Origin of the sequence: Acidovorax sp. LjRoot66, assembly GCF_964253305.1 — a bacterium.
GTDB lineage: Bacteria > Pseudomonadota > Gammaproteobacteria > Burkholderiales > Burkholderiaceae_C > Acidovorax.
In genome coordinates, this window is record NZ_CAXUQU020000001.1 from 378,165 (window position 1) to 398,576 (window position 20,412).

Here is a 20,412-nt window from a genome sequence, read left to right on the forward strand (position 1 = left end):
GAAGACGCCTTCGTAAGAATGGACAGGGACGGCAACCACTCTATCCCCAAGCCCATGCCGCGAACAGTCACAATTTCGTTGTCGTGAAAACCAGAATGCATCACCTTGCGCACCAGAGGCTTCCATGAAACCGCACCAGCTCAAGGCCTTTCTCGCCGTGGTGGAGCTGCACAGCATCCGCCAGGCGGCGAACGCGCTGCACATCACCCAGCCCGCCATCTCGCGCGCCATCCGCGAGTTGGAGGAGCACCTGGCGGTGCCGCTGTTCGTGCGCAGTGCCCACGGTGTCACCCCGACCGCATACGGGCTGGCCTTCGAGCGCCGCGCACGCCTGCTGGAGCAGGAGGCCGAGCGCGCACGCGACGAGCTGCGCCAGATGCGCGATGGCCAGCTCGGTTGTGTGCGCGTGGCGGTGTCGTCCGTGCCGGCGATGGCGCTGCTGCCGCAGGCGCTGGCGCTGTTCCGTGCCGAGCTGCCGGCCACCGCGCTGGAGTTCAGCGAAGGCCTGGCGCCCCTGGTGCTGCCCGCGCTGCGCGAGGGCCTGCTGGACCTGGCCCTGGTACAGCACCGCGTGGAGCGCACCGGCCCCGAGTTCGATTGCGAAGAGCTGCTGTCCACGCCGCTGGCCATCTGCGCACGGGTGGGCCACCCGCGCGCCCGGGCGCGCAGCCTGGCGGCGCTGCAGCACGAGGAATGGGTGGGCTGGGACCGGGCCATGGTCGAAGACCTGTTCGCCGGCAGCGGCGTGCCCGCGCCCGCGCGCATCGTGGTCAGCCGCTCGATGGAAATCACGCGCGCACTGGTGGGCCGGGGCGATCTGATCAGCGTGTTCGCGCGCCCGGCGCTGGACCGGGAGCTGGCGCGCCATGGCATCCGCGCCATCCCCGTGCGCGAGCGCCTGCCCCGACTGACCATCAGTGCGATCACTCGGCGCGGTGCCGTGCCCACACCGGCCGCGGGCAAGTTCCTGGCCGCCGTGCGCGTGGCAGCCCTGTCCCTGCAGCACTGAAGGCAACATTTTTGACGAATTAATACACCTTGACCCCAAAACCCGCCCCGGCCGCAGGGTCTGGTGGCTGCAAGCGTGACAAATGCCCGGTTTTTCGCTGGCGGACGGGGTCTTTGGCTCCGGGCTCCCGGACCCGCCCTTACGATCCCGCGCGGAGGAAAAGGACCATGGAAAAGAACACCACTGCGGCGCCCCCCTGGGTCGCCAGCATCCCGCTGTCGCCCGACGGCAGCCGCAACGCCCACGTGATCGTGCACCCGGACCGGGCCGTGGCACCGGCAGAGGGACTGCGGTCCCTGCTTCGCTTCAACGCCGACGGGCACGGGGGCTGGGTCTCCGCCGCCCAGGCCGGTGATGGCCGCTGGGGCTACATCGATGCCGAGGGCCGCTGGCGCGTGCCGCCCACGCTGGAGAACGCGCGCAACTATTCCGAAGACGGCATGGCGCGCTTTCTGCAGGACGGGCGCTGGGGTTTTGTGAACCTGGCGGGCGAGGTGGTGATAGCGCCGCGCTTCGAGGACACGCGGCCCTTCCGCGATGGGCTGTGCGCCGTGAAGGTGGCCGAGAACGCCTGGCGCACCATCGACCGCGAGGGGCGGTTCACATCGGAGCAGAGCTTTCATGACCTCAGCCCATTCGGTGCCGGCGGCCTGGCGCGCGCAACGCACTGGAACCGGGAGAAGAACCAGCGCCTGCAGGGCTTTGTGGACCGAGACGGCCGCTGGGTGATCGAGCCCCGTTTCGATTTCGTGTGGCCCTTCGGCGAGCTGCCGGTGACCCCGGCCTCGATCGAGGAGGACAAATGGGGCCTGATCAACACCCGCGGCCAGTGGGTGATGGAGCCGCGCTACCCACGCATCCAGGCGTTCAACGACGCCGGCCTGGCCTATTTCGATGAGGCCGAATCCTGGTACAACGGCCACGGCTACCTTGATGCCCGGGGCCGCGTGGTGGTCAAGGGCGAGAGGCACCTGTCCGACCGCATGGTCTGCGGCCTGGCGGCCAACACGCACAACGGCACGGATTTCCTGCGCGCCGACGGCACGGCACTGTCCACACCGGCGCTGGCCTGGGGCAGCCACTTCCGTGCCGCAGGCGGCTGCGCGGTGGTGCTCGCGTCGTCGCGCAGGGGCGATGCCGGACCAGGCACCTGGGGCATGCTGCACCCGGACGGGCGGGTGTTCACAGTGGGCGAGCCGCTGCTGGAGCCGCTGACCGATGGCGATGGCTGGCTGGTGGGCGAAGAGCCGGACACACCGCTGGTGCCTTTTCTCACGCGCGATGGCCAGGTGCACTTTGTCGACAACGAGGGTGCCCTGGTGTGGCGCGCCGTGTACGACGGCCAGCAGGTCGCCCTGCAGCAGGCCGACGGCACGCCCCTGTGGCGCAGCAACAATGCGCTGGATGGCTGCCGGCCGCCAGGCCCGTTCTTCACGCCCCCCGCCACGGACCACCTGGAAGGCATGGTAGCGCCTCAGGAGGTCACCGACCTGGCCGAAGACCTGCTGGCCGAGGCCGAGGCACGCCTGCACCGCATGGCGGCTGGCGAAACGCTGGAACGCGAGTCCTCCCCGGAGCATGGTGCCCGCGATGACGACGATGGTGATGATGATGAATACGAGGACGACGATGAGGACGAAGCCACCGTGCAGGCCAACCGCACCGTGGCCGTGCGCCGCATCGCGCGCGCCTACATCAGCGAAGAGCACAACGGCTACTACGACTACCTGGGCAGCGAACTTGGCGATGCCGTGGGGCAGTTGCGCACCGCCTTGCTGGACACGCTGACCGCGCGCTACGGCAAGCCTGACGCAGACCCGGAGTGCATCGTGCCGTGGAACCGCAGGGAGCAACGCAGCTACGCCTGGGCCGTGCCGCTGGCGCAGGCCCTGCCCGGCGACAGCGGTGTGCTGCGCGAGTCGCGCGAGCAATGGCTCACGCTGTACGCGCATTCGGATACGGGCGACGGGGACGCCTGGTGGGAACTGTGGCTGATGGCCTCGCCCAGCCTGGATGCCCTGGAGACGGCACGCCGCGCACACAACAGCGCAGTGGCGGGCACGCCCGGGGATGAAGCGGATGCAGGCGAGGGCGGCACCGCTGCGCCGACGCCCGCCGAGCCCCAGACCCGCGAGGAATGGCTGCAGGCCGTGGCCGATGACCACTATGCGATCTACCGCGTGCCCGCGCAGTGGATGGACGATGCGATGGCCGACGCCACACTGGCCCACTACGTGGACAACCTGTCCTGGCTGCCCGCGTACCTGCACACGCCTGTCCGGCTGGAGGCGCTGATCCGCAGGGACGTGCGCACGGCGACCGCCATCCCGTCCGAATGCATGACCGCCGAGGGCCTGGCCCTGGCACGCGGGCTCTATGCCGGGGACCGCGACTGGGACTACCGCGACGAACGGTGCAGCCGCCTGCCGACCACTTGGGACAAGAACAGCCTGTACGACGTCTGGGGCTGCCTGGTCACGCCCGAAATGGCGCTCAAGGCCGTGCGCGCCGAGGTGCCGCTGCGCAACGTGGCGCGCTGGCTGCGCACCGATGCGCTGGAGGCCGCGGCGCTCAAGGCCGACATCTACAACATCAGCTATATCGATCCGGCGAAGCTCACGCCCGAGCTGGCCGAACGTGCCGTGCGGCACGACTATGGCAGCCTGATCGAGCACATTCCGCCGGCCCTGGTCACCCCCGAACTGTGCCTGGCATCGGCACGCACCAACGGCCTGTCGCTCAAGAAAATCCCCCGGCCGATGCGCAGCGTGGCGGTGTGCGTGGCGGCGCTCAAGGAGAGCCCCAGCGTGTTCCTGGAGGTGCCGGAGGCCGAGCGCGTGAAGGTGGCTACCCGCATGATCGAGGACCACCTGGAGCGCTTGCGCAAGCAGGGCGAGCCGAGCCAGGCCAGCCATTGGCATGTCACGCGGGCCTGGGCAAAACTGTGGGCCGGTGACCATGAAGGCGCTATCGCCGACGCGCAGCAGGGCCGCTCGGAGGTCAGCAACCCCGAGAATGCCCACTACGTGATGGCCAGCGCCCACCGGGCCCTGGGCCATGAACGGGAGGCAGCGCTGGAGGCATCCACCGTGCTGTCCCTGTACCCGCAGTTCCAGTCGGAGTGGGGCGACCACGAAGACACCCGCTGGCTGCACGCGCTGGCGCGCGGGCAGGCCAGTGCCGCCGACGACGCGACATTGATGGAGCAACTGGGCACACACCCGCGCACGCTAGCCGACATTCCGCGCGAGCGCATCACCGATGCCATGGTGGACGTAGCCATGGAGGCCGACGAAGACACCGTGCGCTTCGTTCCGCGGCGCCTGATGACCCCCGAGCGCTATGCGGCGGCGCTGCGCCAGGGTGTCAAGGAGTTCCGGCAGATCCCGCCGGCCATGCTGAACGAAGAAGCCTGCATCGAGCATGTGAAGGACGGCGGCTGGCGCCTGGATGAGGTGCCCGAGGCGCTGCGGACCCTCATTGTGTGCGCCTATGCCGTGCGCAGCCGCAGTGGGGCCATGGAGCACGTGCCCGAGGCACTGCGCGACCAGGTGCCGGGAGCCATCGCGCAGTTGCCGCCCGAGGAGAAGGACGACGAGGACGACGGCGATGGCAGCAGCGGTTCATCCTCCCGCCACGACTGGCTCACGCGCAAGCTGGCCGATGCGATGCTGGGCGGGTCCGGTTCGAGCGGCTGGAAGAGCAAGGGCCTGTTCATGGCCATGATCGTCAAGGCGGCGCTGACCTCCAGGTCCGACGACGCGCCCACGCTCAAGGGGCTGGCGGGCTGGTTCGAGGTGCGGCCCGTGCTGTCCATGGTGACCAATGCGCTGCTGGCACTCTCCGCGCTCATCGCCCACGCCTTCGTATCGGTGGGCGCCTGGCGCGCCGAGGGCCCGTGGGTTGGCCTGGGCACCTTTGCGCTGATGGGCTTCTCGGAGCTGTACTGGGCCTGGCGCTTTGTGTTCTCGACGCCTTTCCGCCCCGCGCTGGGCGTGGCCTGCCTGGTGGTGGTGCTCTACATATTCGTCTGGCACCGGCTGTATCGCAAGATCGGCCTGGCCTACGCCGCGCAGGGCAAGGCCGAGAACGACAATTGACGGGTCTGCGGCCGCTCAGGCGGCCGCACCGTCGTAGCAGGGAGCGATGGCGCGCACTTCGATGGTCGCCCACTCGGCGGCCGGACATTCGCGTGCGATGGCCAGGGCCTCCTCGCGCGTGGAGCAGTCCACAAGGAAGAAGCCGCCGACCATTTCCTTGGTCTCGGCGAAGGGGCCGTCCACCAGGCGCGGCTGGCCTTCGCGCACCTGCAGGCGCACGCCCTCGGTGTTGTTGGCCAGCGATTCGCCACCCAGCAGCAGGCCGCGGGCCTGCAGCCCGGCGCCGAAGCGCTGCATGCGCGCATAGACCTCTTGCCCGGCCGCGAGGCCACGCTCGGCGCGCTGGCCTGGGGGTTCCATGATGAGCAGCATGTAGGGCATGGGTGGTCTCCGGTGTGGTTTGTGAAGATGGGCGCGATTCTAGAAGCGCTGCCGCCGGACTGGATGACAGCGCTTCAGAACACCGCACGCCCCGGCGCGCGCAGCGCCTGCGCGAGGTCGGCCGCCAGGCGCGGCATGTCCGTTGGCTTGCAGCCGCCCAGGCTCACGCGCACGGCCGGCGCGCTGGCCAGGCGCAGCGGGCCGCCGGCCTGCACGGCCCAGCCGCGCGAGGCCATGGACTGCACGACGGCGGCCTCATCGGCCACGGGCAGCCACAGGTGCAGGCCCTCGCCGGGCGCCACGGTGATCTGCTGCGCGGCCAGTGCCTGCACCAGGCCCTGGCGCCGTGCGGCGTACGAGCCGCCGGCCTGCACCAGCGCGCTGCCGTCGCGCATCTGCCGCCACAGGCTGGCCGCCAGGCCTTGCAGGATGCGGCTGACCCAGCGCGGCCCCAGGGCCTGCTGCGCCTGCATGGATTGCAGCAGGGCAGGGCTGCCCGTGCCCAGCGCCACGCGCACGTCGGGCCCGAGGAACTTGCTGACCGACACCACGTGCAGCCACAGCGGGGGGAGTGATGCGGCCATGGCCAGTGGCGCGGCGGACAGCGGGCCCCAGTGGTCATCGAGCACCACGAGCAGGTGGGGCAGCGCCTGCAGTTGGACGCGCAGCGCCTTCCATCGCGCGGGGCTGAGCGCCGCGCCCGTGGGGTTGTGCGCGCGGGGCGTGAGCACCAGGGCCGTGCAGCCTGCGAGCACCCCGGCATCGGGAATGCACACGCCTTCGCCATCCACGGACAGCGGCACGGGCTTCAGGCGCAGGCTGTGCAGCAGCGCCACCATGGGCGGCCAGCAGGGGTCTTCGACCGCGACGCGCTCGCCCGGGCGCGTGTGCGCACGCAGGGCCCGTTCCACCGCATCGAGCGTGCCGGAGAACACGGCGATCTCTTCGCAAGGCAGGCCCTGGGCCGACAGCCATTGGCGCGCCTCGGCCTGCAATGCGGGCAGGTCGGCCGGGGCGTCGTAGCCCGCAGAGGAGGTCAGTGCCGCCCAGGTTGCTGCGCCGCCCTGCAATTGGGGCAGCAGGGCCGCATCGACATTGCCACTGGCCAGGTCGCGCAGGCCCTGGGGCACGGCATAGGCGTGGGGCATGCGCTCAGGCGGCTCGACCACACGCGTGCCGCGGCGCCCATCGGTCACGACATGGCCGGCATCGCGCAGGCGCGCGTACGCAGCCGCCACGGTGTTGGGGTTGACGCCCAGTTGCTGCGCCGCCACGCGCACCGCAGGCAGGGGATTGCCAGGCGGCAGGGTTCCGTCGCGCATGGCGGCCAGCAGGCTGTCGGCGATGTCCGCAGTGGTTTTTCCGGAGACGTACAATGTACTCATACATTCATTTTAATGTACTAGTACAAAAATGGAAGCCACCATGAAGACCGCGCTCGTGCTGCGCCATGTGCCCTTCGAAGACCTGGGCCTGCTGGCCCCTGTGCTGCAGCAGCGCGGCTACGCCCTGCACACGCACGACGCGGGCGTGGGCCCGCTGCAGGACTGCCTGCACCCCGCGCCCGACCTGCTGTTGGTGCTGGGCGGGCCTATCGGCGCCTGCGACGAGGCGGCCTACCCGTTCCTCACCGATACGCTGGCGCTGCTGCGCGAGCGGCTGGCACGCCGGCTGCCGGTGCTGGGCATCTGCCTGGGCGCGCAGCTCATGGCCCGCGCGCTGGGTGCCGGCGTGGCACCCATGCGGCACAAGGAGATCGGCTTTGCGCCGCTGGCCCTCACACCACGCGGCGAACGCTCGGTGCTGGCCCCCCTGGCCCGGGGCACGCCGGTGCTGCACTGGCATGGCGACCAGTTCGAGATACCACCCGGCGCCGAAAACCTGGCCACCACGCCCCTGTGCCCGCACCAGGCCTTTGCCGTGGGCACGCATGCGCTCGCCTTGCAGTTCCACCTGGAGGCGGACCTCTCGCGCATCGAGCAGTGGCTGGTGGGCCATGCCTGCGAGCTGGCCGCGGCTGGCGTGGACCTGCAGGCGCTGCGCAGCGGGGCCCGGGAGCATGGCAGCGCGCTGGCCCGTGCGGCCGAGGCCGTGTTCGGCGCCTGGCTCGACGGCATCGGGGGCGGCCACGCATGAGCCCGGTGCTGCTGGGCCAGGTCGCGGCCGTGCTGCGTGGGGCCGCCGTGCCGTTCGGCGACCGGCCGGACACACGCAGCGCCATTGCCAAGCAGGCCGTCGCGGGCCCGGTGCCTGTGGACGCGGCCGGCCTGCAGGGCGACGAGCAGGGCGACATCCGCATCCACGGCGGCCCCGACAAGGCCGTGCACCAGTACCCGCTGGACCACTACGCGCTGTGGCGCAGCGAGCTCAGTGATCTGCCCGTGCTGGAGCAGCCGGGGGCCTTTGGCGAGAACATCGCCAGCACCGGCATGGCCGAGGCCGACCTGTGCTGGGCCGACCGCATACGCATGGGCAGCGTGCTGCTGGAGGTCACGCAGACGCGCCAACCGTGCTGGAAGCTCAACACCCGCTTCGGCCTGCCCGACATGGCGCTGCGCCTGCAGCGCACAGGCCGCACCGGCTGGTACTACCGCGTGCTCGCGCTCGGCACCGTGCAGGCGGGTGACGCCATCACGCTGGTGGCACGCCCGTACCCGGCCTGGCCGCTGGCGCGCGTGATCGGGGTGCTCTACCACCGCGTGCTCGATGCCGCGCTGCTGCGCGAACTGGCGGCGTTGCCCTTGCCGGCGGCATGGCAGAAGCTGGTGGCACGGCGGCTGGAGCAGGGGACGGTGGAGGACTGGAGCCGGCGCACCCAAGGGGTCTGAAGACCCAGGGCTTGGCAGCGCGGCCAGGCCTGTGCTAGGATTTGCTGCTATGCAACGCAGCATGTCCCTATCCACCCTATCGCTAGGCCTAGTGCCTGGCCGGGGTCTGCCTGCGTTCGCCATCGTTGCCGCCACGTCGCGCAACACCTGATTTCCCCCTGACCCCGGCCCGCGAACCAGCCTTTGCTTCCACGCAAAGGGCTGCAGGGGACGTCACTCGTTTTTTCATTCGTTTGACCTGCTGTGCAGGCAGCGCCTTCCCTTCAGATGGCGCGCCGCACAGCGTTCGTGGAGCCTCTCATGATCGCCAAGCCCGCCACCAAGTACCAGCCCATCGCCCCCGTCGCGCTCACCGACCGCACCTGGCCCTCACGTTCCATCACCCAGGCGCCGATCTGGTTGTCCACCGACCTGCGCGACGGCAACCAGGCCTTGTTCGAGCCGATGAACGGCGAGCGCAAGATGCGCCTGTTCCAGGAGCTGGTGCGCATCGGTTTCAAGGAGATCGAGGTGGGCTTTCCGGCCGCCTCGCAGACCGATTTCGACTTCGTGCGCCGCCTCATCGACGAAAACCTGATTCCCGACGACGTGACCATCATGGCCATGACGCAATCGCGCTCCGACCTGATCGAGCGCACCGTGGAGGCCGTGCGCGGCGCGCCGCGCGCCATCGTGCACCTGTACAACGCCACGGCACCGGCCTGGCGGCGCATCGTCTTCGGCATGAACGTGACGCAGGTGATGGAGTTCATCGACCAGCATGTCTCGCATTTGAAGCGACTGACCGATGCCCAGCCCGAGACGCAGTGGACGCTGCAGTATTCGCCCGAGACCTTCAGCGCCACCGAGCTCGAAGTCTCGCTGCGCGCCTGCCAGACAGCCATCCACGCGTGGGGCGTGGGCCCGCAGCGGCGCATCATCATCAACCTGCCGACCACGGTGGAGAACGCCTCGCCCAACGTCTTTGCCGACCAGATCGAGTGGATGCACCGGCGCCTGGCACCGCGCGAGCACGTGGTGCTCTCGGTGCACCCGCACAACGACCGGGGCACGGGCGTGGCCGCCGCAGAGCTGGCGATGATGGCCGGCGCCGACCGTGTGGAAGGCTGCCTCTTCGGCAACGGCGAGCGCTGCGGCAACGTGGACATCGTGACCCTGGCGCTCAACATGTACACCCAGGGCGTACACCCGGGGCTGGATTTTTCGGACATCACCGCCGTGGCGCGCGTGGCCGAGGAATGCACGGCACTGCCCGTGCACCCGCGCCACCCCTATGCGGGCGACCTGGTGTTCACCGCGTTCTCGGGCTCGCACCAGGACGCGATCAAGAAGGGCTTTGCCGCGCAGGACCCGAACGGCCTGTGGGAAGTGCCCTACCTGCCCATCGACCCGGCCGACCTCGGCCGCACTTACGACAGCGTGATCCGCGTGAACAGCCAGTCGGGCAAGGGCGGCATCGCCTTTTTGCTCGAGCGCGAGCACGGCGTGGTGATGCCACGGCGCATGCAGGTGGAGTTCAGCGCCGTGGTGCAGCGCCAGACCGATGCCAGCGAGGGCGAGATGACCGGCGATGCGCTGTGGAAGCTGTTCCAGTCCACCTACCTGGCCAGCGGCCCCAACGCGGCCATCGTCTGCCATGGACACAAGCTGGCCGATGACGGCCAGGGTATCGAGCTCGACGTGAGCATCGATGGCGTGCGCCAGTCCCTGCAGGGCGAGGGCAACGGCCCCATCGCCGCGACGGTGGACGCGCTGGGCCTGCCGCTGCGCGTGGACCACTACGAGGAGCGTGCCACGGGCACGGGGGCCAACGCCCAGGCCCTGGCCATCGTGGAAGCGGCGCTCGACGGCGTGGCCGGCTCCACCTTCGGCGCCGGCACCAGCCACAACATCGTGACCGCCTCGGTGCAGGCCATCGTGAGCGTGGCCAACCGGCTCGCCGAGCGCAGCGAAGGCGCCCGGGCAGCGACCGCAACGGTGTAAACGAAGACGGAGACAACAGTGGCGATGCCTTCACAAAAGGCGGTTGCCACGGCGGGGCATTCACCCCCGCGCACAGGGTGCGGTACGCTTGCGATCCATGCGTGTTCTTTCCTGTCTGGCCCTGGTGTCCGCTGCGCTGCTGATCGCAGGCTGCGGCACCTCCCGGCCCCCCTCGTCGTCGTCCTCCTCTTTTCCGTCCGCCCCGGTCCGCACGACGCCGCCGCTGAGCCCGGACCAGGCGCACGGCATTGCCATCCATGCGCTGGGCCTGGTGGGCACGCCCTACCGCTACGGCGGCAATACGCCGGATTCAGGCTTCGACTGCAGCGGGCTGATCGGCTATGTCTACCGCAACCAGGTCGGCACGCCGCCGCCGCGCACCGTGGCCGCGCTCAATTCTTGGGGTTACCCGCTCGAGTCCGGTGAGCTGCGCGCGGGTGACCTGGTGGTGTTCGGCACCGGGCGCCAGCCCAACCATGCCGGCATCTACGTGGGGGAGGGGCGCTTCGTGCATGCGCCTTCGAGCGGCGGCACGGTGCGGCTGGATTACCTCAGTGCCAAGCACTGGGCCGGGCAAAAGCCCGCCTTCCGCCGGCCTTGATCAACTCGCCAGGCGCTGACCGCCCAGGGCCTGGGCAAAGGCCAGGTGGTTGCCGTCCGGGTCCGTCACCAAAATGGCGCGCACCTTCTTGCTGTTCGAGCGCTGGGCGGTGTCCACTCCCATGCGCTCCAGTTGCTCGCCCTGTTCGTCGATGTCGTCCACCGCCAGCGTGACCGAGCAGCGGCCGGCGCGCCTGGGCAGTTCGTAGACCTGCAGCCAGCCGCCCTGCGGAAGGGTCCATTCCGCCAGTTCGGGCATGGGCTGCGAATCGGGTCCGCGTTCGAACAGGGCGCCATACCATTGCACCGCGTCGGGCAGGCTGCTGACAGCGACACTGGCAAGGGCATTCTGGATGGCCATGGAAACTCCTGGAGACGGGGCTGGGACTGGCTATAGGTATATCTGCGGCGTGGGTGAAACGCTGTAGGACAGCACCCTGGCGCAAAGCCCTCCGGCATCCAAGGCGAAAATGGCGCGCATGACCCTCCACGTACACACCGCCCCCGCGACCACCGCGCTCTCCACCCACGACACGACCCGCATCGACGACACCCGTATCAAGGCCGTGCGCCCGCTGATCACGCCGGCCCTGCTGCAGGAGTGGCAGCCCGCGCCCGAGGCGGCGCAGACGCTGGTGGAAACCAGCCGCGCCGCGATCTCGCGCGTGCTGCACGGGCACGACGACCGCCTCGTCGTGGTGGTGGGGCCGTGCTCCATCCACGACCACGGCCAGGCCATGGAATACGCACGGGCGCTCAAGGCACAGGCCGATGTGCTCGCGGACGACCTGCTGGTGGTGATGCGCGTGTACTTCGAGAAGCCACGCACCACCGTGGGCTGGAAGGGCTACATCAACGACCCGCACCTCGATGGCAGCTTTGCCATCAACGAGGGGCTGGAGATGGCGCGTGCGCTGCTGCTCGACGTGCTGGCACTGGGCCTGCCGGTGGGCACGGAGTTCCTGGACCTCTTGAGCCCGCAGTTCATCAGCGACCTGGTGAGCTGGGGCGCAATCGGCGCCCGCACCACGGAAAGCCAGAGCCACCGGCAGCTGGCCAGCGGGCTGTCGTGCCCGGTGGGCTTCAAGAACGGTACCGACGGCGGCGTGAAGGTGGCCAGCGATGCCATCCAGGCGGCCAGCGCGCCCCACGCCTTCATGGGCATGACCAAGATGGGCCAGGCGGCGATCTTCGAGACGCGCGGCAACAACGACTGCCACGTGATACTGCGCGGCGGCAAGGCGCCCAACTACAGCGCGGCCGATGTGGATGCCGCCTGCGCCATGCTGCAATCGGCCGGGCTGCGCCCGCAGGTGATGGTCGACGTCTCGCACGCCAACAGCAGCAAGCAGCACCAGCGCCAGGTCACCGTGGCCGAGGACGTGGCGCGCCAGATCGCCGCGGGCGATGCGCGCATCACCGGCCTGATGGTCGAAAGCCATTTGCAGGAAGGCCGCCAGGACATCGTGCCCGGCCAGCCGCTGGCGCACGGCGTCTCGGTGACGGACGCCTGCATCAGCCTCGTGCAGACCGTGCCGGTGCTCGAAGGCCTGGCACAGGCCGTGCGCGCACGCCGCGCACGGAAGGGCTGATTCAGGACAGGACTTCACGTGGAGGGCGCGCCGCCGCACCCTCCACATTGCGCGCCGTGGCCAGCAACGTGGCGCACAGCGTTTCATCACCTGACTCTGCGACGGCATAGACATCCGCCGCGCAGACGGTGAGCGTGCGGCCCGCGTCCACCACACGGCCCCGGGCGCGCAGGCAGGTGCCACGGGCCGGGGCCAGCAGCTTCACGTGCGCATCCACGGTGGCATTCGTCCAGCCGGCCGGCAGGGTGCTGCCGGCAGCCGCCACCGCGGCAAAGTCGGCCAGCGCGAAGATCGCCGTGGCCTGCAGCTGGCCTGGGCGGAAACACAGGGATTCCTGCACCGGCATCTCCAGGTCCACCTGGCCATGGGCCACCCGGGTGAAGCGCAGGCCCAGGGTTTGCGCAATCGGCATGGCCAGCACATGGGCCTGGAGCAGCGCGGAGGAATCGGGGGCGTGTGGGGTCATGGTTTTCTCCTGGAGACACGGGGGATGGGGGAACTGGCCGGGGCCAGCGGGCGCTTGCGCACGCGCGGCCAGGGGGGCGGCGCCGGGTTGGGGGTCTTGGCGGCAGGTTCCCTGGCCTGCAGCCAGGCGATGTGGTCCAGCACCGTCTGGCGCTGGGCCTGCAGCAGGGCCGCCTGGTCAGCGAGCTCCTGCGCCCGCTGGTGCAGGGCCTGCACCATGGCGGCGATGGTGAGCCGGCCGCCGCGAAAGTCCGCCAGGTGCTCGGCAATGCGCGGCAGCGCAAAGCCCAGCTGGCGCGACATGGCGATGAAGACCACCTCGCGCTCGGTACCCTCGGCATAGTCACGGTAGCCGTTGGCCCGGCGCCCGGGCTGCAACAGGCCCTGGCTTTCGTAGTGCCGCAGGGCGTGCACCGAGACCGAGGTGCGGCGGGCGAGTTCGGAGATCTGCATGCCGGCAAGGCTAGCAAGCCTCGCGCTGCACGAAGGTTGCATCCGCGACTGCCACACCGCCCACAGTGCGGGTTAGGGCCGACATGGGGCAAGCGCTTCCCGGTGTAGGATTGCCTTTTTAAGTTGCAGCGACCACGGTTTGCGTCTAGAAACGGTCATCTGGCACCCCAGGACAGACGGGGGGTGTTTCGCTGCGACTTTTGCCACCCCTTTTTTCATCATCGACTCCGGTCCGGGCTCCTCTTTCCATGCTGGCTACACCGCTCCCCGCAAGAACGTGTCACCGACGCCCGGACACGCACGGCCCGAGCGGCACCTTGCGCGACTGACCATGCAGCATCCAGAGCACGCCACCGCTGAGGCTGCGCGGCTCCATGCACTGCAGTCCTACGCCATCCTGGACACGCCCTCCGAGGACGCCTTCAACAAGCTGGCCGTTCTGGCGTCACGCATCTGCCGGACACCGATGGCGGTGGTCAATTTCGTGGACAGCGAGCGCCAGTGGTTCAAGGCCGCCGTGGGCATCCCGTTCCAGGAGACCGACCGCGCGGTTGCCTTCTGCGCCCACGCACTGAACGGCAGCAAGGACCCGGTGGTGGTGGACGATGCCAGCGCGCACCCGGTGTTCTCCCACAACCCGCTGGTCACCGGCAGCCCGCACATCCGCTTTTACGCCTGTGTTCCGCTGGTCAATGGCGACGGCTTTGCCCTGGGCACGCTGGCGGTGCTGGACACCCGTGCCCGCCGCCTGGAGGCCGAGCAGCTCGACGGCCTCAAGGTGCTGGCCGAGCAGGCCATGGTGCAGCTGGAGCTGCGCCGCCAGCAGCGCCTGCTGGCACAGCTGGTGGAGCAGCGCGACCGCATGCACGACGAGCTGGTGGAGCAGGCAGAAACGCTGCGCGTGGCTGGCCGCATCGCCCAGGTGGGCGGCTGGATCGTGGAGCTGCCCAGCATGCGGCTGAGCTGGTCGCAGGAAATCGCCGCCACTTACGGGCTGACCCGGCGGGTGGGTGCCGTGGGCCAGATCCTGGACCTCTACACGCCGCCGTACCGCAGCGCCTTGCGCAACGCGTTCAGGGCCTGCCTGCGGCACGGTACCCCCTTCGACCTGGAGGCCGAAGTCGTCATGCCGGGGGACCGGCATTTCTGGGTGCGCACCGCCGGCCAGGCGGTGCGGGATGCGCAGGGCCGGGTCATCCGCATCCAGGGGGCCTTCCAGGACATCTCGGCACGCCACCAGGCCGACCTGGCGCTGCAGCGCAGCGAAGAGCGCTTCCAGCTCGTCTCGCGCGCCACGGCCGATGCGATCTGGGACTGGAACCTTACCACCGACGCCATGTGGTGGAACGAGGGCATGCAGACCCTGTTCGGCGTGCCGCTCGACCAGTTGCCGCCGGACAGCACCTCCTGGACGCTGCGGCTGCATCCCGAGGACAGCGAAGCGGTGCTCAAGGGCATCCACGCGGCCATCGACGGAACCGACAGCCACTGGTCGGACGCCTACCGCTTTCGGCGCCAGGACGGCAGCTATGCCTGGGTGCTCGACCGCGGCTTCCTGATCCGCGACAGCAGCGGGCGCGCCGTGCGCATGGTCGGCGGCATGGCCGACCACAGTGCACAGAAGGCGGTAGAACTGGAAGCCCAGCGCGACACGCGCAACCATGCCGAGCTCTTGCACCTGCAGCAGCGCATCTCCTCGCTGGACATGCCGCTCGCCGACGTGCTGCACATGGTGGCCGAGGCGGTGAAGCGCCAGACCGGCGCCCGCGGCGCCATGGTGGAATTGATCGAGGGCCGGCACCTGGCGGCCAAGGCCTCGGCCGGCGACATGGTGCGGCCCGAGGGCGACCTGCTGGCGGTGGATGAATGCATCCTCTGGCCCTCGCTCCAGCAGGGCCGCACGGTGCTTTGCAACGACACCGAGGGCGAGGGCTGGGACATGCAGTCCATGGTCCACCGCCATGGCGTGCGCTCGGTGATGGCCGCGCCGCTGCGCGCAGGGGACGTGGTGGTGGGCTCGCTCACGGTCACCTCGGACCGGGTCAATGCCTTTTCGCGGCGCGACGTGGCGCACCTGGAGATCCTGGCCGAATCGCTCGGCGCCATGGTGCAGCTGCGCCACGTGGCCGGGCAGCTGCATGCCTCGGAGCTGCAGTACCGCATGCTGTTCGACGAACACCCGCAGCCCATGTGGGTGTATGACCGGGGCAGCCTGCGCCTGCTGGCCGTGAACCACGCCATGGTGCACCACTACGGCTACAGCGAAAAGGAACTGCTGCGCATGCACATGCAGGACCTGTGGCCCGCGCAGCACCGCGCAACTGCCGAGCGCCGGCTGCGCGCCATCGACCCGCAGCAGCGCAGCCTGCCCAAGGTGCGCCGCCATGTGCGCAAGGACGGCAGCCTGATCGACATGGAGATCACGGCGGGCAACATCGATTTCAACGGCGTGGGGGCGCGCCAGGTCCTGGCCTCCGACGTGACCGAGCGCGTGCGCAACGAGGCCGAACTGGCCCGCATGGGCCGGGCCCAGCGCCTGCTGAGTGCCTGCAACGAAACCCTGGTGCGCGCCACCTCCGAGGCCGCCTTGCTGCAGGCCATCTGCCAGATCGCGGTGGACATTGGTGGCTACCGCATGGGCTGGGTGGGTTTTGCGCGCGACGATGAGCGCAAGTCCATAGAACCGGTGGCCCATGCGGGCTACAACAACCAGTACCTGGAAGCGCTGCACCTGAGCTGGTCGGAAGACGACGCCTACGGGCGCGGCCCGGCGGGCCGCGCCGTGCGCTCGGGCAAACCCGTGATCGTGCAGGACATCCGCCAGGAAAGCCACTTCGTGGACTGGACCGAGCGCATGCTGGAGCACGGCTTCCACGCCGTGATCTGCCTGCCGCTGCGCGACCGCGACCGCACCTTCGGCCTGCTCTACCTGTACGCACCCGATATCCTGCAGATCAGCACCGAAGAGACCGGGTTGCTGCAGGAACTGGCCAATGACCTGGCCTTTGGCATCAACAGCCTGCGCACCCAGAAGGCGCAGCAGCGGCTGCAGGCCTCGGTGCTCAAGGTGGCAGCGGCCGTGTCGGCCAGCACGGGCACGGAATTCTTCGAGCAGCTGGTGCGCAACATGGCCGAGGCCCTGGATGCCCAGGGCGGCTGCGTGGTGCGCCTGCTGCCGCAGTACCATGACCAGCCACCGCGCGTGAGCACGCTGGCGGCCGTGCTCGACGGCCAGTTCCTTGCGCCCACCGACTACGCGCTCGAAGGCACGCCCAGCCTGCAGCTGCTGGACCAGCGCCAGTTCGTGGTGGCCGACGGGGTACAGCAGCTGTACCCGGATGCGCCGGTGCTGCGCATGGTGCAGGCCCGTGGCTACGCCGGGCAGCAGCTGTGCAACGCCGATGGCGAGGTGGTGGGCCTGGTGTTCGTGCTGTTCCGCCATGCCATCGCCGACCCGAATTTCGTCATCTCCACCCTGCAGATCTTTGCGGCGCGCGCCTCGGCCGAGATCGAGCGCCAGGTGGCGGACGCACGCATCCGCCACCAGGCCTCGCTGCTGGACAAGGCGCAGGACGCGATCATCGTGCGCGACCTGGAACACCGCATCATCTTCTGGAATCTGAGTGCCGAGCGCCTGTATGGCTGGTCTAAGCTGCAGGTGCTGGGCCAGTCGATCGAGACCCTGCTGTACGAGGACTCCACGCAGTTCCGCCGGGCCACCCAGGCCACGCTGGAGCATGGGGAGTGGACCGGCGAGATCGTGCAGCAGCACCGCGATGGCAGTTCCATCGATGTGGAGGGCCGCTGGACCCTGGTGCGCGGCGACAACGGCCAGCCCCATTCCATCCTGGCCATCAACACCGACATCCGCCAGCGCAAGGCCACCGAACGCGAGATCCAGCGCCTGGCGTTCTACGACCCGCTGACCGGGCTGCCTAACCGCATGCTGCTGATGGACCGCATGCACCAGGCGCTGGCTAGTGCCCGGCGGCACCAGCAGGGCGGGGCGCTGCTGTTCATCGACCTCGACAACTTCAAGACCCTGAACGACACCCTGGGCCATGACCAGGGCGACATGCTGCTGCAGCAGGTGGCGCAGCGCCTGAACACCTGCGTGCGCGCCGTGGACACCGTGGCCCGCCTGGGCGGCGACGAGTTCGTGGTGATGCTCGAGGAGCTGAGCGTCCGGCCCGACGAACTGGTGCTGCATGCGCGCTCGGTGGGCGAGAAGATCCTGGCCACGCTGGCCATGCCCTATGCCCTGGCGGGCTACCAGTACCGCAGCACGCCGAGCATCGGCGTGGCCCCCTTCACCAGCGAGCAGACCAGCGTGGGCGAGCTGCTCAAGCAGGCCGACCTGGCCATGTACCAGGCCAAGACGGCGGGCCGCAACACGCTGCGCTTTTTCGACCCGCAGATGCAGGCCGTGGTGACCGAGCGCGCCTCGCTCGAGACCGACCTGCGCTCGGCCCTGGCGCAGGATGAGTTTCTGCTGCACTTCCAGCCCCAGGTGCGCCAGTCGGGCCTGGTGGTGGGGGTGGAGGCACTGCTGCGTTGGGCCCACCCTCAGCGCGGCATGGTCTCGCCGGCGCAGTTCATCCCGCTGGCCGAGGAAACCGGACTGATCCTGCCGCTGGGCCGCTGGGTGCTGCACACCGCGTGCAAGCTCCTGGCCAGCTGGCAGGACGACCCCGCCCTGAGCCACCTGACCGTGGCCGTCAACGTGAGCTCGCGCCAGTTCCGGCATGCGAGCTTCGTGGACGACGTGGCCCGGGTGCTCGCCATCACGGGCGCCCCCTCGGGCCTGCTCAAGCTGGAGCTGACCGAGAGCCTGCTGGTGGAGGACATGGAAACCACCATCGCCACCATGGCGGCGCTGCGCTCCTACGGGGTGGGCTTTTCGCTGGACGACTTCGGCACCGGCTACTCGAGCCTGAGCTACCTGAAGCGCATGCCGCTGGACCAGCTCAAGATCGACCAGAGCTTCGTGCGCGACCTGCTCACCGACCCGAACGACGCAGCCATCGTGGACACCATCATCGGCCTGTCGCGCAGCCTGGGCCTGGAGGTCATCGCCGAAGGCGTCGAAACCGCCGAGCAACGCGAGCTGCTGGCCCGCGCAGGGTGCCAGCTCTACCAGGGCTACCTCTTCAGCCGCCCCCTGCCTGTGGACGCGCTGGAGGCCTTCCTGCGCAGTCCTGGATAAGAAACCCCCCCTGAGTCGCTTCGCGCCTTCCCCCGGAGGGGGACGCCCCCAGCGCGGCGGGGCGGCCCTTGCGCGGGGGCACTGGCTTCGGTAGCGCTATTTTTTAGAACATGTGCTACGTGGAGTGCAGAGCTGCCGCTTTTCGCGCCTGAAGCCAGTTCGACCGGAGAAGAAGGGAGTGGAGCGACGATGAATGTTGTTCCCTGTCTTCTTCTTATAGTCTTTATAAATACATAGTCGTAGTAGTAGAGCGCGTCATTTTGTGTGGACAAGTGCATTTTCCCCTGTCCTGGCAAGCACTTGCGTGGCGCTGAACCCTGTGTGCCGCACGCGGTTCCTGCTGTCGCGCCAACGGGGACAACAACCGGGAACCGCACTTCGCTGTGGACAACCGGGCAGTTGTGCCAGCAATTCCCCCAAAGTTATGCACAAGGACAGGCCGATACGTGGAAAAGTCACTGCACAGGCGCGGCTTCTCTCCCGGGGAGCGGCTCCTTGCACCCTTCAAGGTCGCCTGCAGCCTGGCAATGGCTTATCGGACCCTGCGCGGCCTCCTGTTCAGCCAGGCGTGGCTTCGCAAGCCAGCCTGACCCTTGGCCTGCCGTGTGCAAAGAAGGGGCCTTCTGCGGCCTGTGAAGGGCACGGGCAGCTGCAGGGTGCCAGCGCGTTGCTCTGTGGGTACAACAGGCTCCAGGTCGGTCGACGCGCCCTGCATCAGGTTTTGCTTGTTATTCTTTAATAGCTCTATAAATCAATAGCAGTAGTAGTAGAGCAGGGGCTTTTTTGTGGACAAGCCCGTTTTTCCCAATGCTGGCGCGCACTTGCGTGGCTTCAAACCCTGTGGCACGACGGGGTTGAACTTTGCGGTTGGATGACAACAACTTTCGGCTGCGCGGCAGTTCTGTGGATAACCAATGGCTTGTTCGGCAACCATACCCATGGTTATCCACAGATGGATCGGAGCCTGGGCACAAAAAAGCCCGCCGAAGAGGCGGGCTGTGGGGCCAGGTGCCGGGTAGGCCGGTCGCCGGGGCTGGTGGCCGGCTCAGAAGTGGTACCCGTAGCGCAGCTGCGCGAAGTTCTCGCCCGGGTTGGGCTTCTTTACCCCGGCGTTGGAGACATGCTGCACGCGCAACACGATGTCGTGCTGGCGCTGCTCACCCAGGCTGACCCCCAGCCCCAGGTGGGAGGCGAAGTTGGCACGGGTGCTGAAGGTGCGTTCGGGCGTGACGTAGCGCTTGTCGGCCACCGTGAGGCCGATGCCGCCCTCCCAGAACCAGGCCGAGCGGCCTTCGTCCATGCGCAGGCGCAGGGTGGGGGTGACGCCGAGCACTGTGGTGTGCGAGCGCCCGCCCTGCGCACCGTCAAAGGTCCAGCGGCTGGCGTAGAGATCCCAGTAGCCCGTGAGCTGGCCACCCCACAGCGGGCGTTGCCAGTCCTTCCAGGGCAAGGTGCCGCCGAGGGTGATGGCATCGGTATCCCGGCGGGCCTGGGAGCCCTGGATGTAGATGGAGGGTGAGGCCTGTGCGCTCTGTTGTGCCATGGCGGTCTGCGGCACAGCGGCCAGGGCGCCCAGCGCCACGCCGGCTGCCAGCGCAACGGAGAGTGGGGATGAAGCCGGGCGGAAGGGTTTGGTGTTCATGGTTTTGTTCCGTGGTTTGACATACACAGCTGTATGTAAATGAGTGTAGGAACGCCCCCACCAGTGGTTTTGTAGGCCGCAACCGCAGCTTGATGGCGGAAAAAGGAAAAGGGCTCCGAATGGAGCCCCCTTCTGATGGTTGCGACACCGCTG

The 20,412-nt window shown here is 68.8% G+C and carries 14 protein-coding genes; 8 read left to right on the plus strand and 6 right to left on the minus strand.

The genetic code is table 11. The features are described from left to right. The first annotated feature begins 124 nt into the window (after window positions 1–124). On the plus strand, window positions 125–1,009 hold the full coding sequence (locus tag ACSQ3Y_RS01785; protein WP_436176242.1) for a LysR family transcriptional regulator: 885 nt from the start codon (window positions 125–127) through the stop codon (window positions 1,007–1,009). A gap of 167 nt (window positions 1,010–1,176) precedes the next feature. Then, window positions 1,177–5,109: a WG repeat-containing protein gene (locus tag ACSQ3Y_RS01790; protein ID WP_436176243.1), complete on the plus strand. Its 3,933-nt coding sequence runs from the start codon at window positions 1,177–1,179 to the stop codon at window positions 5,107–5,109. Between the two features lie 15 nt (window positions 5,110–5,124). On the opposite strand, the gene ACSQ3Y_RS01795 is transcribed toward ACSQ3Y_RS01790, so the two are convergent. Continuing rightward, window positions 5,125–5,490, minus strand: coding sequence for a YciI family protein (locus ACSQ3Y_RS01795; protein WP_436176244.1), 366 nt, complete (start codon window positions 5,488–5,490; stop codon window positions 5,125–5,127). 74 nt (window positions 5,491–5,564) lie between these two features. Beyond that, window positions 5,565–6,875, minus strand: coding sequence for an aminotransferase class I/II-fold pyridoxal phosphate-dependent enzyme (locus ACSQ3Y_RS01800; protein WP_436176245.1), 1,311 nt, complete (start codon window positions 6,873–6,875; stop codon window positions 5,565–5,567). A gap of 40 nt (window positions 6,876–6,915) precedes the next feature. Between ACSQ3Y_RS01800 and ACSQ3Y_RS01805 the strand changes: the two genes are divergently transcribed. The 4 genes from ACSQ3Y_RS01805 to ACSQ3Y_RS01820 all read left to right on the plus strand — a co-directional run bounded on the left by ACSQ3Y_RS01805 (window position 6,916) and on the right by ACSQ3Y_RS01820 (window position 10,902). Then, entirely contained in the window at window positions 6,916–7,626 is a 711-nt protein-coding gene (locus ACSQ3Y_RS01805) for a glutamine amidotransferase (RefSeq protein ID WP_436176246.1), read from the plus strand. Beyond that, a complete protein-coding gene (locus tag ACSQ3Y_RS01810; RefSeq protein WP_436176247.1) occupies window positions 7,623–8,318 on the plus strand; it encodes an MOSC domain-containing protein in 696 nt (231 codons plus the stop codon). Before ACSQ3Y_RS01805 ends, ACSQ3Y_RS01810 begins: the two co-directional genes overlap by 4 nt. A 300-nt stretch (window positions 8,319–8,618) precedes the next feature. Continuing rightward, a complete protein-coding gene (leuA, locus tag ACSQ3Y_RS01815; protein ID WP_436176248.1) occupies window positions 8,619–10,301 on the plus strand; it encodes a 2-isopropylmalate synthase in 1,683 nt (560 codons plus the stop codon). A gap of 97 nt (window positions 10,302–10,398) precedes the next feature. Further along, window positions 10,399–10,902 carry a C40 family peptidase gene (locus tag ACSQ3Y_RS01820; protein ID WP_436176249.1) on the plus strand — a complete coding sequence of 168 codons (504 nt, stop codon included), beginning with the start codon at window positions 10,399–10,401 and terminating at the stop codon, window positions 10,900–10,902. On the opposite strand, the gene ACSQ3Y_RS01825 is transcribed toward ACSQ3Y_RS01820, so the two are convergent. Continuing rightward, window positions 10,903–11,262, minus strand: coding sequence for a VOC family protein (locus tag ACSQ3Y_RS01825; RefSeq protein ID WP_057200435.1), 360 nt, complete (start codon window positions 11,260–11,262; stop codon window positions 10,903–10,905). A gap of 118 nt (window positions 11,263–11,380) precedes the next feature. Between ACSQ3Y_RS01825 and ACSQ3Y_RS01830 the strand changes: the two genes are divergently transcribed. Continuing rightward, window positions 11,381–12,493: a 3-deoxy-7-phosphoheptulonate synthase gene (locus ACSQ3Y_RS01830; protein WP_436176250.1), complete on the plus strand. Its 1,113-nt coding sequence runs from the start codon at window positions 11,381–11,383 to the stop codon at window positions 12,491–12,493. Window position 12,494: 1 nt separating this feature from the next. On the opposite strand, the gene ACSQ3Y_RS01835 is transcribed toward ACSQ3Y_RS01830, so the two are convergent. Next, the gene (locus ACSQ3Y_RS01835; RefSeq protein WP_057200434.1) at window positions 12,495–12,959 is read right to left on the minus strand and encodes a PaaI family thioesterase; all 465 of its coding nucleotides are present in this window, start codon (window positions 12,957–12,959) and stop codon (window positions 12,495–12,497) included. Beyond that, on the minus strand, window positions 12,956–13,411 hold the full coding sequence (locus tag ACSQ3Y_RS01840) for a MerR family DNA-binding transcriptional regulator (protein ID WP_436176251.1): 456 nt from the start codon (window positions 13,409–13,411) through the stop codon (window positions 12,956–12,958). Before ACSQ3Y_RS01840 ends, ACSQ3Y_RS01835 begins: the two co-directional genes overlap by 4 nt. A gap of 331 nt (window positions 13,412–13,742) precedes the next feature. Between ACSQ3Y_RS01840 and ACSQ3Y_RS01845 the strand changes: the two genes are divergently transcribed. Continuing rightward, complete coding sequence (locus ACSQ3Y_RS01845) at window positions 13,743–18,617, plus strand: EAL domain-containing protein (protein ID WP_436176252.1); 4,875 nt, start codon at window positions 13,743–13,745, stop codon at window positions 18,615–18,617. A gap of 1,045 nt (window positions 18,618–19,662) precedes the next feature. Here ACSQ3Y_RS01845 and ACSQ3Y_RS01850 read toward each other — a convergent pair. Next, a complete protein-coding gene (locus ACSQ3Y_RS01850; protein ID WP_436176253.1) occupies window positions 19,663–20,259 on the minus strand; it encodes an acyloxyacyl hydrolase in 597 nt (198 codons plus the stop codon). Between the last annotated feature and the right edge of the window lie 153 nt (window positions 20,260–20,412).

Bases quoted from the DNA above. Each gene is read 5' to 3' on its own strand.
- ACSQ3Y_RS01785 (WP_436176242.1), top strand. From the start codon at position 125: ATGAAACCGCACCAGCTCAAGGCCTTTCTCGCCGTGGTGGAGCTGCAC.
- ACSQ3Y_RS01790 (WP_436176243.1), top strand. From the start codon at position 1,177: ATGGAAAAGAACACCACTGCGGCGCCCCCCTGGGTCGCCAGCATCCCG.
- ACSQ3Y_RS01795 (WP_436176244.1), bottom strand. From the start codon at position 5,490: ATGCCCTACATGCTGCTCATCATGGAACCCCCAGGCCAGCGCGCCGAG.
- ACSQ3Y_RS01800 (WP_436176245.1), bottom strand. From the start codon at position 6,875: ATGAGTACATTGTACGTCTCCGGAAAAACCACTGCGGACATCGCCGAC.
- ACSQ3Y_RS01805 (WP_436176246.1), top strand. From the start codon at position 6,916: ATGAAGACCGCGCTCGTGCTGCGCCATGTGCCCTTCGAAGACCTGGGC.
- ACSQ3Y_RS01810 (WP_436176247.1), top strand. From the start codon at position 7,623: ATGAGCCCGGTGCTGCTGGGCCAGGTCGCGGCCGTGCTGCGTGGGGCC.
- leuA (WP_436176248.1), top strand. From the start codon at position 8,619: ATGATCGCCAAGCCCGCCACCAAGTACCAGCCCATCGCCCCCGTCGCG.
- ACSQ3Y_RS01820 (WP_436176249.1), top strand. From the start codon at position 10,399: ATGCGTGTTCTTTCCTGTCTGGCCCTGGTGTCCGCTGCGCTGCTGATC.
- ACSQ3Y_RS01825 (WP_057200435.1), bottom strand. From the start codon at position 11,262: ATGGCCATCCAGAATGCCCTTGCCAGTGTCGCTGTCAGCAGCCTGCCC.
- ACSQ3Y_RS01830 (WP_436176250.1), top strand. From the start codon at position 11,381: ATGACCCTCCACGTACACACCGCCCCCGCGACCACCGCGCTCTCCACC.
- ACSQ3Y_RS01835 (WP_057200434.1), bottom strand. From the start codon at position 12,959: ATGACCCCACACGCCCCCGATTCCTCCGCGCTGCTCCAGGCCCATGTG.
- ACSQ3Y_RS01840 (WP_436176251.1), bottom strand. From the start codon at position 13,411: ATGCAGATCTCCGAACTCGCCCGCCGCACCTCGGTCTCGGTGCACGCC.
- ACSQ3Y_RS01845 (WP_436176252.1), top strand. From the start codon at position 13,743: ATGCAGCATCCAGAGCACGCCACCGCTGAGGCTGCGCGGCTCCATGCA.
- ACSQ3Y_RS01850 (WP_436176253.1), bottom strand. From the start codon at position 20,259: ATGAACACCAAACCCTTCCGCCCGGCTTCATCCCCACTCTCCGTTGCG.